We start from the raw sequence: 13,168 nt of genomic DNA on the forward strand, positions 1-13,168 counted from the left end.
ATAGATTTGAGATTTGCACGGCATCACAAATGACCACCCCACTCCCCTGCTACCACTGCGCCCTGCCCGTTCCGTCAGGCAGCCGCTTCACCGCCGTCGTGCTCGGGGAGTCCCGCGAGTTCTGCTGCCCCGGCTGTCAGGCCGTGGCCGAAGCCATCGTTGCCGGTGGTCTGGAAAGTTATTACCAGCATCGCAGCGAAGCCTCGGCCAACCCCGAAGCCTTGCCGGTGCAATTGACCGATGAACTGGCGCTGTACGACCGCGCCGACGTGCAAAAGCCCTTCGTCCGTCACGCGGGCGAGCTCGCCGAAACCACGCTGTTGATGGAAGGCATCAGTTGCGCCGCCTGCGGCTGGCTGATCGAAAAACACCTGCGCACCCTGCCGGCAGTGGCCGAAGCGCGGCTCAATCTGTCCAACCATCGCCTGCATGTGCAATGGGCCGACGGGCAATTGCCGCTGAGCCAGATCCTCGCCGAGCTGCGCCACATCGGTTACGCCGCCCACCCGTATCAGGCCGACCGCGCCAGTGAGCAACTGGCCAGCGAAAACCGTCTCGCGCTGCGCCAACTCGGTGTCGCCGGTCTGCTGTGGTTTCAGGCGATGATGGCAACCATGGCCACCTGGCCGGAATTCAACATCGACCTCAGCCCCGAACTGCACACGATCCTGCGCTGGGTCGCGCTGTTTCTCACTACGCCGATCGTGTTCTACAGCTGCGCGCCGTTCTTCAAGGGCGCCATGCGCGACCTGCGCACCCGCCATCTGACCATGGACGTCTCGGTGTCACTGGCGATCGGCAGCGCCTACATCGCCGGGATCTGGACCTCGATCACCGGGGTCGGCGAGCTGTATTTCGATGCGGTCGGGATGTTCGCACTGTTCCTCCTTGCCGGACGCTATCTGGAACGCCGGGCCCGCGAACGCACCGCCGCTGCTACCGCGCAGCTTGTGAACCTGTTGCCAGCCTCGTGCCTGCGCCTCGACGCCGACGGCCAGAGCGAACGCATTCTGCAAAACGAACTGCGCCTCGGCGACCGGGTGCTGGTGCAACCGGGTTCGATCCTGCCGGCGGATGGCAAGATCCTCGATGGCCAGTCGAGCATCGACGAATCGCTGCTGACCGGCGAATACCTGCCGCAACCGCGCACGCTGGGCGATGCGGTCACTGCTGGCACGCTGAATGTCGAGGGCGCGCTCACCGTCGAGGTACTGGCGCTGGGTCAGGACACGCGCCTGTCGGCCATCGTCCGTCTGCTCGATCGCGCCCAGGCCGAGAAACCGCGATTGGCGGAAATCGCCGACCGCGCGGCGCAGTGGTTCTTGCTATTGTCGCTGATTGCAGCGGCGGCCATCGGCCTGTTGTGGTGGCAGCTGGATGCGTCGCGGGCGTTCTGGATCGTGCTGGCGATGCTGGTCGCGACTTGCCCTTGCGCGCTGTCGCTGGCAACCCCGACGGCGTTGACCGCCGCCACTGGCACCCTGCACAAACTCGGTCTGTTGCTGACGCGTGGCCATGTGCTGGAAGGCCTGAACCAGATCGATACGGTGATCTTCGACAAGACCGGTACCCTCACCGAGGGGCGGCTGGTTTTGCGTTCGATCCTTCCACTGGGCACGTTGAACAGCGACCAGTGCCTGAGCCTTGCCGCGGCCCTCGAAAACCGTTCGGAACACCCGATTGCCCGCGCCTTCGGTCGTGCGCCACTGGCGGCTGAAGAGGTGCACGGCACGCCGGGGCTGGGTCTCGAGGGGCTGGTGGGCGCGCAGCGTTTGCGCATTGGTCAGGCCGAGTTTGTCTGCGCCCTCAGCGGCTCGCCGATCCCCGCGATGCCGGACGAACCGGGCCAGTGGCTGTTGCTGGGGGATGATCAAGGGCCGTTGGCCTGGTTCGTCCTCGACGACCGCCTGCGCGACGATGCGCCCGCCCTGCTCGCCGCGTGCAAGGCTCGTGGCTGGCGCACATTGCTGTTGTCCGGCGACAGCTCGCCGATGGTCGCCAGCGTCGCCGCCGAGCTGGGAGTCGACGAGGCCCGTGGCGGTCTGCGCCCGGATGACAAACTGCAAGTGCTGCAACAACTGCACGCACAAGGACGCAAAGTGCTGATGCTCGGTGATGGGGTGAACGACGTGCCGGTGCTGGCTGCTGCCGACATCAGCGTGGCCATGGGTTCGGCCACCGATCTGGCGAAAACCAGTGCCGACGCGGTGCTGCTGTCCAACCGCCTCGACGCGCTGGTGCAGGCGTTCACACTGGCGCGGCGCACCCGTCGGGTAATCATCGAGAACCTGCTGTGGGCGGCGCTGTACAATGGCCTCATGTTGCCGTTCGCCGCCCTCGGCTGGATCACCCCGGTGTGGGCTGCGGTCGGCATGTCGATCAGTTCGTTGACCGTGGTGCTCAACGCCTTGCGCCTGACTCGCCTGCCGAGTGCGCCGGTCGCCAGCACCCGCTCAGAAACCCGCCCGTTGCCGGCTTGAGCCGCACGGGCCTGGAGTACCGATGCCAGCTCTTTACGTGATGATCCCGGCCGCCCTGCTGATCGTGGCCATCGCCGTGTACATCTTTTTCTGGGCGGTGGACAGCGGGCAGTACGACGACCTCGACGGCCCGGCCCACAGCATCCTGTTCGACGATCAGGACCCGAACCATACCGCCGCCGTGGACGAAGCCAAAGCCGACAAACCGCAGGACAAGGCGCCACCCCATGCTTGAGCTGGCACCCTTGCTGGTTTCCGCGCTGATCCTCGGCCTGCTCGGTGGCGGGCATTGCCTGGGCATGTGCGGCGGCCTGATGGGCGCACTGACCCTGGCGATTCCCAAAGAACAGCGCAGCCGGCGCTTTCGTCTGCTGCTGGCGTACAACCTCGGTCGGATCCTCAGTTACGCGACCGCCGGTTTGCTGATCGGCCTCGCCGGTTGGGCGGTAGCGAACAGCCCGGCGGCGATGATCATGCGCATCCTCGCCGGACTGCTGCTGATCGCCATGGGCCTGTATCTGGCCGGCTGGTGGAGCGGCCTGACCCGCATCGAAAGCCTCGGCCGTGGCTTGTGGCGTTACATCCAGCCGCTGGCCAATCGTCTGCTGCCGGTATCGAGTCTGCCCCGTGCGTTATTGCTCGGCGCGTTGTGGGGATGGCTGCCGTGTGGTCTGGTTTACAGCACGCTGCTGTGGTCGGCGAGCCAGGGCAATGCGCTGGACAGTGCGTTGTTGATGCTGGCATTCGGGCTGGGCACCTGGCCGGTGCTGCTGGCGACAGGGCTGGCGGCCGAGCGGGTCACGGCGTTGCTGCGCAAACGCAGCGTGCGCATGGCTGGGGGGTTGCTGGTGATTGTGTTCGGGATCTGGACCCTTCCTGGCCCTCACCAACATTGGTTGATGGGTCACTGACCTGACCACAGCCCTGAGAAGATTCATTGTGGTGAAGGATTTACTTTGGTGAGGGAATTTATTGTGGTGAGGGGATTTATTGTGGTGAGGGGATTTATCCCCGATGGTGTGCGAAGCGCACCCCGGCATTCCTCCAGTGACACCGCGTACATAGGCTTTACGACTGCTTCGCAGCCGATCGGGGATAAATCCCCTCACCACAAAGCAGTCACTTCTCGTCGCCGTTGATGCAAATCAACAGCCCCGTCGTCGCACCCCGATAGACTCGCCACACTGCCAGCCTATCCGGGGGAATGCCCGCATGCTCGACGCCATTCGTTGGGACACTGATCTGATCCGCCGCTACGACCTGGCGGGGCCGCGCTATACCTCGTACCCGACGGCCGTGCAATTCAACAGTCAGGTCGGCACCTTCGACCTGTTCCATGCCCTGCGCGACAGCCGCAAGGCGCAGCGCCCGTTGTCGCTGTATGTGCACGTGCCGTTCTGCGCGAACATTTGTTACTACTGCGCCTGCAACAAGGTCATCACCAAGGATCGCGGGCGTGCACAGCCGTATCTGCAACGCCTGGAGCAGGAAATCCAGTTGATTGCCTGCCATCTGGAGCCGACGCAGAAAGTCGAGCAGTTGCACTTCGGCGGTGGCACTCCGACCTTTCTCAGCCACGACGAACTGCGGCAGCTGATGGCGCACCTGCGCAAACACTTCAATCTGCTGGATGACGATTCCGGCGACTACGGCATCGAGATCGACCCGCGCGAGGCCGACTGGTCGACCATGGGTCTGTTGCGCGAACTGGGTTTCAACCGGGTCAGCATTGGCCTGCAGGACCTGGATCCGGCGGTGCAACGGGCGGTCAATCGCCTGCAGAGCCTGGAAGAAACCCGCGCGGTGATCGATGCGGCGCGCACCCTGCAATTTCGCTCGATCAACATCGATCTGATCTACGGCCTGCCCAAGCAGACCCCGGAGAACTTTGCGCGCACCGTCGACGAAGTCATCAGCCTGCAACCGGACCGGCTCTCGGTGTTCAACTATGCACACCTGCCGGAACGTTTCATGCCGCAGCGGCGGATCAACAGCCACGAGCTGCCGAGCCCTGCGCAAAAACTCGAAATGCTGCAGCGCACCATCGAGCAATTGACCGCCGCCGGTTACCGCTATATCGGCATGGATCACTTCGCCCTGCCCGACGATGAGTTGGCGATTGCTCAGGAAGAACAGACCCTGCAGCGCAACTTTCAGGGCTACACCACCCACGGACATTGCGATCTGATTGGCCTGGGAGTGTCGGCGATCAGCCAGATCGGCGACCTGTACTGCCAGAACAACAGCGACCTGAACCAGTACCAGAACACCCTCGCCGCCGCGCAACTGGCGACCAGCCGTGGCCTGGTGTGCAATGCCGACGATCGCCTGCGCCGCGCGGTGATCCAGCAACTGATCTGCAATTTCAGCCTGGAATTCGCCGAGATCGAGCAAGCGTTCAACATCGATTTTCAGGGTTATTTCGGCGCGCTGTGGCCGCAACTGCAAGGCATGGCCAACGATGGGCTGATCAGTCTGGAGCGCGAGCGCATCGAAGTGCTGCCAGCCGGGCGCCTGCTGGTGCGTTCGGTGTGCATGGTGTTCGACGCGTATCTGGAACAGCAGAACCGCCAGCGCTTCTCTCGGGTGATCTAGTTTTTCGTCAGCAACGAGCCGAGCTTGAGGTTTTGCTCGGAGGTGAGGCCGGACTGATCCATGACTTTGGACAGCGCCAGATTGGCGCTGATCAGCCCGGTATTCAGTGCGGCGATGGCACCGCGCAGGGCGGCGAGCATATTGACCTTGGCTTCGTTGGTCATGGTTTTGTCGGACATGACGGCGGCCATCCGGGCTTTCTTCTCGGCGATCTCTTTTTGCAGTTTGCGGATCATCTTCAGCAACTGCTGGACGTTCTCGGGCAAGCCGCTGTCTTCGATGTCGCTGTTCTCGCCACCGACGCTGAAGGACTTTTCGATGGAGGCGCCGGACAGCGACACTTTGACGCCCTCGACCAAGGTCGGGGTTGCCAACGGCGCAGAGGCGGGATTCTGCTCGTCGCCGCCCCCTGTCCTGGCGGAGCTCGGCGCAGACGCAACGCCGCTGCTACCGGGGTTCAGCGTGTCAATGGCGGCCATCGAAGCGATTCCTTGCATGCGTGGTGATACCCCTTTATCGGCCACTTGCCCTGCGGCTTTACGCCCGCGGGGCAATCTCGCCACAGACTGGCCTGAATGTCCTCCCGTGGGTTACCCTTACGGCTTATGTGTGTTTTCCCACAAGGATTTAAGAAATGTCCGAGCCAGTCAAACTGCGCGCTCACAACCAGGCCCATTGCAAGGATTGCAGCCTGGCCCCTCTCTGCCTGCCACTTTCTCTGAATCTGGAAGACATGGATGCGCTGGACGAAATCGTTAAACGTGGCCGCCCGTTGAAAAAGGGCGAATTCCTGTTCCGCCAGGGCGACACTTTCGATTCCGTTTATGCAGTACGCTCCGGCGCCCTGAAAACCTTCAGCCTGAGCGACAGCGGTGAAGAACAGCTGACCGGTTTCCACCTGCCGAGCGAACTGGTCGGCCTGTCCGGCATGGACACCGAGAAACACCCGGTGTCGGCCCAGGCCATGGAGACCACCTCGGTCTGTGAAATTCCTTTCGAACGCCTTGATGAACTGGCCCTGCAACTGCCGCAACTGCGCCGTCAGTTGATGCGGGTGATGAGCCGCGAGATCCGCGACGACCAGCAGATGATGCTGTTGCTTTCGAAAAAAACCGCCGACGAGCGCATCGCCACCTTCCTGGTCAACCTGTCGGCGCGCTTCCGGGCTCGCGGGTTCTCGGCCAACCAGTTCCGCCTGAGCATGTCGCGCAACGAAATCGGCAATTACCTGGGCCTGGCGGTGGAAACCGTGTCGCGGGTATTCACCCGCTTCCAGCAGAATGAACTGATCGCCGCCGAGGGCAAGGAGATCCATATCCTCGACCCGATTCAGCTCTGCGCCCTGGCCGGCGGCTCGCTCGAAGGCTGATCTCGATCCGCGGTTGAGCGAAGCGTTTCAGCCGCGGGTATACTGCGCCGTTTGCAGCCCTGCCAGGACACCTCGACGATGGTCTTCGACTCCTTCGACATCAAATCCCTGATCCGCCCCGTGATCGACTTCCCGAAACCGGGCGTGATTTTTCGCGACATCACCCCGCTGTTCCAGTCGCCCAAGGCCCTGCGCCTGGTGATGGACAGCTTCGCCCACCGTTATGTGGAAGCCGACTTCACCCACATCGGCGCGATGGATGCGCGCGGCTTCCTGATCGGTTCGGTGCTGGCCTACCAGTTGAACAAGCCGCTGGTGCTGTTCCGCAAGCAAGGCAAACTGCCCGCGGACGTGCTGGCCGAAGGTTACGCGACCGAGTACGGCGAAGCGTTCCTCGAAGTCCACGCCGACAGCCTGTGCGAAGGTGATTCGGTGGTGATGTTCGATGACTTGATTGCCACCGGTGGCACGCTGATCGCCGCGGCCAACCTGATCCGCCGCATGGGCGCGCGGGTGCATGAGGCGGCGGCGATCATTGATTTGCCGGAGCTGGGGGGGTCGCAGCGTCTTGAGGACATGGGGATTCCTACTTTCTGTCTGACGCAGTTTGCTTTGACCGATAAATAAGTAGCGCCCTTCAGACCGCCTTCGCGAGCAAGCTCGCTCCCACAGTTGAATGCATTCTCCTGTGGGAGCGAGCTTGCTCGCGAAGGGGCCAGTAGCCTCACCAAAGATTCAGAGCCCCATCTGCTTGCTGATGACCTCGTTCATCACCTCCCGCGTCCCGCCGCCGATCGACAGAATGCGGTTATCCCGATACAGCCGCTCCACCAGGCTTTCACGCATGTAACCCAAGCCGCCAAGAATCTGCACCGCTTCACTGGTGATCCGGTCCGAGGTATCCGTGGCGAAGTTCTTGGCCATGGAAATTTCCTTGATCACGCTCTGCCCCGCCGCCATTTTCGCCGCCTGGCGGTAGGTGAACTCGCGCGATACTTCCAGCGCTGTGGCCATTTCCGCCAACCGGTGTTTGATCACCTGAAACTTGCCGATCGGTTTGCCGAAGGCCTCACGCTCACGCGCCCACTTCAGAGCTTCTTCGAGGGCCAGTTGTGAAGTCATGTTGGCCATCAGCGCCAGCGCCAGCCGTTCGCTCTGGAAATTGCCCATGATGCAGGCGAAGCCCATGTTCTCGGCGCCGATCAGATTGTCCACAGGCACCCTGCAATCGTCGAAGAACAGTTCAGCGGTGTCCGAGGCCCACCAGCCCATTTTCTTCAACTGGCGGCCTACGGTGAAGCCTGGGGTGTCCTTCTCGATCAGCAACAGGCTGATGCCGCCGAAACCCGGCGCTCCGGTGCGCACCGCGACGGTGTAGAAATCGGCACGTACGCCGCTGGTGATGAAAGTTTTGCTGCCGCTGACCCGGTAGACATTGCCGTCACGCACGGCACGGGTCTGCAGGTTGGCGACGTCGGAACCGCCGCCGGGTTCGGTAATTGCCAACGCGCTGATCTTTTCGCCGCTAAGCACTTGCGGCACGACACGATCCCGCACCTCGGGCCGGGCCCATTTGACGATCGGTGGCAGGCCGATATCCAGCGACCCTAGGCCCGCGACCAGACCACCGGAGCCGCAGCGCATCAGTTCTTCGCTGGCGGCGATCTTGGCGAACACCTCACCTTCGTGGCTACCGCCCAGCGCTTCCGGGTAGCCAATGCCGAGAATCCCCGCCGCCCCGGCCTTCAGGTACAGCTCACGGGGAAAGCTTTCGGCTTCTTCCCACGCATCGATGCCCGGCAGGATCTCGCGCTCGACGAAACGTCTGACGCTGTCGCGGACCATTTGGTGACTGGGGTCGAAGTATTCCTGGAAGGCAGGCATCGGCGAACTCCACTGGAGGGTTGGCCGACGTTAACCGAGCGCTTGCTTGGTTTTCAACAACATTGTGTGAATCAGATAAACCGAATCGCTCCATTCGCGAGCAAGCTCGCTCCCACATTAGTTTTGTGTCATTCACAAATCCCCTGTGGGAGCGAGCTTGCTCGCGAAGGCGCCAGTCAACGCACCGCTGAACTCAGAGAGAGATGGGTTTACGCCCGGCAAACGAATGCGCCAGCGTCCCGCCATCCACCAGCTCAAGTTCCCCACCCAGCGGCACACCATGGGCAATCCGCGAGGCGATCAGGCCTTTGTTGGCCAGAAGTTGGGCGATGTAATGCGCAGTAGCTTCACCTTCCACCGTCGGGTTGGTGGCAAGGATGACCTCGGTAAAGGTGCCCGCCTCTTCAATGCGCGCCATCAACTGCGGAATACCGATGGCTTCCGGCCCGAGACCGTCGAGCGGCGACAGGTGGCCCTTGAGCACGAAGTAGCGGCCACGGAAACCCGTTTGCTCCACCGCGTACACGTCCATCGGCCCTTCCACCACGCACAGCAGCGTGTCGTCGCGGCGCGTGTCGGCGCACTGCGGGCACAGATCGTCTTCGGTCAACGTCCGGCACTGGCGGCAGTGACCGACCCCTTCCATGGCCTGGCTCAGGGCCTGGGCCAGGCGCGTGCCGCCGCTGCGATCACGCTCGAGCAACTGCAACGCCATGCGCTGGGCGGTTTTCTGACCCACACCCGGCAAGGTTCGCAAGGCGTCGATCAGTTGGCGAATCAAAGGGCTGAAGCTCATGGGTAAAAAGTCCGACAAAACAACGAGACGCGGTTTATACCCGCGCCTCTGGCCAGCGTCAAATGCTCAGTCCTGGGCAACCTTCACCACCAGTTTGCCGAAGTTGCGCCCTTCCAGCAGACCGATAAACGCCTCGGGCGCCTGCTCCAGGCCTTCGACCACGTCTTCGCGGAACTTGACCTTGCCGTCGCGCACCCACGGCACCATATGGCTGATGAATTCCGGCTGGCGGTCGCCATAGTCATCGAACACGATGAAGCCCTGAATCCGCACGCGCTTGGTCAGCAGGGTGCGCTGCAGCATCGGCAGACGATCCGGGCCTTGCGGCGCTTCAGTGGCGTTGTAACCGGCGATCAGCCCGCACAGCGGAATTCGCGCCTTGGGATTGATCAACGGCACCACGGCGTCGAACACATGCCCGCCGACGTTTTCGTAATAGATGTCGATGCCGTTCGGGCAGGCCTTGGCCAGTTGCTCGGCAAAGTCCGGCGCCTTGTGATCGATGCAGGCATCGAAACCCAGTTCCTCGACCACGTATTTGCATTTGTCGGCGCCACCGGCCACACCGACGGCGCGCAGGCCCTTGATCTTCGCCACCTGACCGACCACCGAACCGACGGCACCGGAGGCGGCGGCAACGACGAGGGTTTCGCCTTCTTTCGGCTGACCGATGTCGATCAGGCCCATGTACGCGGTCATCCCCGGCATGCCCAGCACACCCAGGGCCATCGACGGACTCGGCGGGCCGGACGGGATTGGCATGATGTTGCGGCCGTCGCTGATGCTGTGGCTCTGCCAGCCGGTGAGGCCGACCACCAGATCGCCCTGATGGAATTTCGGATGACGGGAATTCTCGACACGGCTGACAGCGCCACCGGTCATCACTTCGCCGATTTGTACCGGTGCGGCGTAGGACGGTGCGTCACTCATGCGTCCGCGCATGTACGGGTCCAGCGACAGGTACAGGGTTTTCAGCAGGACCTGGCCGTCTTCGAGATCCGGCAACGCTTCGCGCTCCAGACGGAAGTTTTCCGGGGTCGGCGCGCCCACCGGACGCGAGGCGAGGACGAAGCGTTGATTGAGGGTCAGAGGGTCGGACATGTCAGCGTCTCCTGTGAATGGGGAATTCAGGGGTATAGGGAGCAGACCTTGGTGACATCACAGCGTTCGATGTTTCTACTCGACTCCTGTGGCTCCCGCTGGAGTGCGAAGCGCTCCCCCTGCTTTCTTTCAGGTATACCGGGTTTTCAGGGTTTACGACGACTTCGTCGCCGAGCGGGAGCAAGCTCCCTCGCCACAAATGAATACGGAACGCCTGAGGAACAGAAACAAAAATGCCAGGCGCTATGCCTGGCATTTTGTGTAGCTCATCCAACCCGCATTGGCGAATCAGAATGGCAGTTTCATACCCGCAGGCAGGTTCATGCCGGCGGTCATGCTGCCCATTTTTTCCTGGCTGTTGGCTTCGATCTTGCGCACGGCGTCGTTGACGGCGGCAGCGACCACGGCTTCGAGCATTTCCTTGTCGTCTTCGCTCAGGCCTTCAACCAGGCTTGGGTCGATGCTGACGCTTTTCACGTCGTGACGACCAGTCATTACCACAGTGACCATATCGCCACCGGCCTTGCCGGTGACTTCGGCGTTGGCCAGTTCTTCCTGCATCTTGGCCATTTTTTCCTGCATCTGCTGCGCCTGCTTCATCAGGCCGGCCATGCCACCTTTCATCATGGGAATCACCTCAAAAGTACTTGGATCAAAACAGCGCCCGGCACTTAACGCCGAACGCCCTCAGTTATTAGCCTTGGGCGACCAAGGCGTCGACAGGTTCAATAGTATCGTGTCGCACGACCGCACCGAACTGCTGGACCATCTGCTGGATGAACGGATCACCGTGGATCGATTCTTCCGCCTCGCGCTGACGGTTGGCCCGGCGACGGGACGCGGCCTGCGCCGGGGTTTCCTGTTCGGGCTTGATCAGTTCAATGGTCAGGCTCAGCGTGCGACCGTGGAACTGGTTCAACGCATCGTTCAGGCGCCGCTGTTGCGTGGCGTTGAACAGTGCGCTGTGCGCCGGGTCCAGGTGCATCAGCCAGTGGTCGCCATCGACTGCGATCAGCGTGCAGTTGGCGGCGATGCTGCCGGTCATGCCGGAGATCGGCAGTTGCGGGAACAGCTCCAGCCATTGCAACGCCAGACCGGTGGCCGGCGCGGCGGCAGGCTCCGGCTCGGGTTCCGGGGCCGGCTCGGCGGTGTGTTCGCTGGCCAGATCGTCGAGGTAGCTGTAGGCCGAATCCATGTCCGGCTCGATGTAGTCTTCGTCCAGCGGCGGCTCGTCGTCGAGGTCCATGCCCGGTGTGGCGGCATCGACGTCGGCGACCGACGGCTCGGGAATCGGCGCGGCCGCCCACTCCGGCGCATCCGGCACCACGCTGTCCGGGGTCGGCAGCGGCATCGGCGGCAGCTCGGGCTGCTCACCAGCAGTTTCCAGCACGGGCTCGACGGCCGGTTGCTGCACCGGCTCGGGTTCTGGCTCAGGTTCGACCGGGTCGTTCCACGGCAGGTCGACCACCGCTTCGGCGACGACTGGCTCAGGTTCTGCTTCTGGCGCAGGTGCCGGCACAGCGGCCACCACCGGCGCTGGCTCAGGAGCCGCGGCTGGCGCTGGAGCAACAACCGCTGCAGGCGCCACAGCCGCAGCGACTACCGGCGCAGGCTTGGGCGCGGCAGCCACTGAGTTTGCGGAATCAACTGTGGCCTGGCTGATCCCCACTGGCTTTAGCGGTTGCCTCGGGGCGTCCGCGGTGTCCGCGGGCCGGAAGGCCAGCATCCGCAGCAGGACCATTTCGAAACCACCACGGGGATCCGGCGCCAGCGGCAAATCGCGGCGACCGATCAGGCCCATCTGGTAATAGAACTGCACGTCTTCGGCCGGCAGCGCCTGCGCCAGCGCCAACACCCGATCACGGTCGCCATGGCCGTTATCGACACCTTCAGGCAACGCCTGGGCGATGGCGACGCGGTGCAGCACGTTGAGAATTTCCGAGAGCACGCCATTCCAGTCCGGGCCTTGCTCGGCCAGATGGCGCACGGCTTCAAGCAACGCCTTGGCGTCACCTTCGATCAGTGCGTGCAGCACGTCGAAGACCTGGCCGTGATCCAGCGTGCCGAGCATCGCCCGCACATCGACGGCCAATACCTTGCCTTCACCGAAGGCGATGGCCTGGTCGGTCAGGCTCATGGCGTCACGCATCGAGCCGTCAGCGGCGCGGCCCAGCAACCACAGCGCGTCGTCTTCGAACGGCACGTTTTCGGCGCCGAGGACGTGGGTCAAATGCTCGACCACGCGCTCGGGCGTCATGTTCTTCAGCGAGAACTGCAGGCAGCGCGACAAAATCGTTGCCGGAAGTTTCTGCGGATCCGTCGTCGCCAGGATGAACTTGACGTACGGCGGCGGCTCTTCGAGGGTTTTCAGCAGCGCATTGAAGGAATGGCTGGAGAGCATGTGCACTTCGTCGATCAGGTAGACCTTGAAGCGCCCGCGGCTCGGCGCGTACTGCACGTTGTCGAGCAGCTCGCGGGTGTCCTCGACCTTGGTCCGGCTCGCGGCGTCGATCTCGATCAGGTCGACGAAGCGGCCCTCGTCGATCTCGCGACACACCGAACACTCGCCGCAGGGGCTGGAAGTGATACCTGTCTCACAGTTCAGGCATTTGGCAATGATCCGCGCAATGGTGGTCTTACCGACCCCGCGTGTACCGGTGAACAGGTACGCGTGGTGCAGCCGCTGGCTGTCCAAGGCATTGATCAGAGCCTTGAGCACATGGGTCTGGCCGACCATTTCGCGGAACGAGCGCGGACGCCATTTACGTGCAAGAACCTGATAACTCATCGAAAACCGTCGCAACGAAGGAAGCTGAAGCGGCTAATGCTAGCGGAGCAGGGGCAAAATTGCATCCGGTGTGCTCGTCTAATCTGGCCAAGCTGTTGTTGGCGGGAAAATTTCGACTCGGGATCGGGACTGCGACACCCCATAACGCCCTGTAG

The 13,168-nt window shown here is 62.7% G+C and carries 12 protein-coding genes; 6 read left to right on the top strand and 6 right to left on the bottom strand.

All coding sequences use genetic code 11. From position 1 onward, the window contains the following. Positions 1-29 precede the first annotated feature (29 nt). The 4 genes from PMI25_RS01360 (at position 30) to hemN (ending at position 5,075) form a co-directional block, all read left to right on the top strand. The gene (locus PMI25_RS01360; RefSeq protein ID WP_007965534.1) at positions 30-2,480 is read left to right on the top strand and encodes a heavy metal translocating P-type ATPase; all 2,451 of its coding nucleotides are present in this window, start codon (positions 30-32) and stop codon (positions 2,478-2,480) included. Positions 2,481-2,502: 22 nt separating this feature from the next. Next, positions 2,503-2,715: a cbb3-type cytochrome oxidase assembly protein CcoS gene (gene ccoS, locus PMI25_RS01365; RefSeq protein ID WP_007965536.1), complete on the top strand. Its 213-nt coding sequence runs from the start codon at positions 2,503-2,505 to the stop codon at positions 2,713-2,715. Further along, positions 2,708-3,391 (top strand): sulfite exporter TauE/SafE family protein, encoded by a 684-nt coding sequence (locus PMI25_RS01370; protein WP_007965538.1) that lies wholly within the window; start codon positions 2,708-2,710, stop codon positions 3,389-3,391. The genes ccoS and PMI25_RS01370 overlap by 8 nt, the downstream gene beginning before the upstream one ends. A 301-nt stretch (positions 3,392-3,692) precedes the next feature. Continuing rightward, positions 3,693-5,075, top strand: coding sequence for an oxygen-independent coproporphyrinogen III oxidase (gene hemN / locus PMI25_RS01375; protein WP_007965539.1), 1,383 nt, complete (start codon positions 3,693-3,695; stop codon positions 5,073-5,075). Here the strand turns inward: hemN and PMI25_RS01380 are convergent. Next, positions 5,072-5,554, bottom strand: a complete 483-nt coding sequence (locus PMI25_RS01380; RefSeq protein WP_007965542.1) for a hypothetical protein — start codon at positions 5,552-5,554, stop codon at positions 5,072-5,074. The genes hemN and PMI25_RS01380 overlap by 4 nt on opposite strands. Positions 5,555-5,709: 155 nt before the next feature. Here PMI25_RS01380 and fnr point away from each other — a divergent pair, with 155 nt between their 5' ends. Continuing rightward, on the top strand, positions 5,710-6,444 hold the full coding sequence (gene fnr, locus PMI25_RS01385; protein ID WP_007965545.1) for a fumarate/nitrate reduction transcriptional regulator Fnr: 735 nt from the start codon (positions 5,710-5,712) through the stop codon (positions 6,442-6,444). A 78-nt stretch (positions 6,445-6,522) separates the two neighbouring features. Then, a complete protein-coding gene (locus PMI25_RS01390; protein WP_003223345.1) occupies positions 6,523-7,071 on the top strand; it encodes an adenine phosphoribosyltransferase in 549 nt (182 codons plus the stop codon). Positions 7,072-7,179: 108 nt separating this feature from the next. Here the strand turns inward: PMI25_RS01390 and PMI25_RS01395 are convergent, their stop codons facing one another. The 5 genes from PMI25_RS01395 to dnaX form a co-directional block, all read right to left on the bottom strand. Further along, positions 7,180-8,328: an acyl-CoA dehydrogenase family protein gene (locus tag PMI25_RS01395; RefSeq protein ID WP_007965547.1), complete on the bottom strand. Its 1,149-nt coding sequence runs from the start codon at positions 8,326-8,328 to the stop codon at positions 7,180-7,182. Positions 8,329-8,521: 193 nt separating this feature from the next. Next, the gene (gene recR / locus PMI25_RS01400) at positions 8,522-9,124 is read right to left on the bottom strand and encodes a recombination mediator RecR (protein ID WP_007965550.1); all 603 of its coding nucleotides are present in this window, start codon (positions 9,122-9,124) and stop codon (positions 8,522-8,524) included. A 66-nt stretch (positions 9,125-9,190) separates the two neighbouring features. After that, positions 9,191-10,225 (bottom strand): NADP-dependent oxidoreductase, encoded by a 1,035-nt coding sequence (locus PMI25_RS01405; protein ID WP_007965552.1) that lies wholly within the window; start codon positions 10,223-10,225, stop codon positions 9,191-9,193. 288 nt (positions 10,226-10,513) lie between these two features. Further along, entirely contained in the window at positions 10,514-10,852 is a 339-nt protein-coding gene (locus PMI25_RS01410; RefSeq protein ID WP_003223337.1) for a YbaB/EbfC family nucleoid-associated protein, read from the bottom strand. 67 nt (positions 10,853-10,919) lie between these two features. Next, complete coding sequence (gene dnaX / locus PMI25_RS01415; protein ID WP_007965556.1) at positions 10,920-13,013, bottom strand: DNA polymerase III subunit gamma/tau; 2,094 nt, start codon at positions 13,011-13,013, stop codon at positions 10,920-10,922. Between the last annotated feature and the right edge of the window lie 155 nt (positions 13,014-13,168).

The organism is Pseudomonas sp. GM30, from assembly GCF_000282275.2.
In the GTDB taxonomy this organism is placed as follows: Bacteria; Pseudomonadota; Gammaproteobacteria; order Pseudomonadales; family Pseudomonadaceae; genus Aquipseudomonas.

What these genes read in the sequence shown, in the direction of transcription:
- PMI25_RS01360 (WP_007965534.1), top strand. Translation starts at nt 30, where the DNA reads ATGACCACCCCACTCCCCTGCTACCACTGCGCCCTGCCCGTTCCGTCA.
- ccoS (WP_007965536.1), top strand. Translation starts at nt 2,503, where the DNA reads ATGCCAGCTCTTTACGTGATGATCCCGGCCGCCCTGCTGATCGTGGCC.
- PMI25_RS01370 (WP_007965538.1), top strand. Translation starts at nt 2,708, where the DNA reads ATGCTTGAGCTGGCACCCTTGCTGGTTTCCGCGCTGATCCTCGGCCTG.
- hemN (WP_007965539.1), top strand. Translation starts at nt 3,693, where the DNA reads ATGCTCGACGCCATTCGTTGGGACACTGATCTGATCCGCCGCTACGAC.
- PMI25_RS01380 (WP_007965542.1), bottom strand. Translation starts at nt 5,554, where the DNA reads ATGGCCGCCATTGACACGCTGAACCCCGGTAGCAGCGGCGTTGCGTCT.
- fnr (WP_007965545.1), top strand. Translation starts at nt 5,710, where the DNA reads ATGTCCGAGCCAGTCAAACTGCGCGCTCACAACCAGGCCCATTGCAAG.
- PMI25_RS01390 (WP_003223345.1), top strand. Translation starts at nt 6,523, where the DNA reads ATGGTCTTCGACTCCTTCGACATCAAATCCCTGATCCGCCCCGTGATC.
- PMI25_RS01395 (WP_007965547.1), bottom strand. Translation starts at nt 8,328, where the DNA reads ATGCCTGCCTTCCAGGAATACTTCGACCCCAGTCACCAAATGGTCCGC.
- recR (WP_007965550.1), bottom strand. Translation starts at nt 9,124, where the DNA reads ATGAGCTTCAGCCCTTTGATTCGCCAACTGATCGACGCCTTGCGAACC.
- PMI25_RS01405 (WP_007965552.1), bottom strand. Translation starts at nt 10,225, where the DNA reads ATGTCCGACCCTCTGACCCTCAATCAACGCTTCGTCCTCGCCTCGCGT.
- PMI25_RS01410 (WP_003223337.1), bottom strand. Translation starts at nt 10,852, where the DNA reads ATGATGAAAGGTGGCATGGCCGGCCTGATGAAGCAGGCGCAGCAGATG.
- dnaX (WP_007965556.1), bottom strand. Translation starts at nt 13,013, where the DNA reads ATGAGTTATCAGGTTCTTGCACGTAAATGGCGTCCGCGCTCGTTCCGC.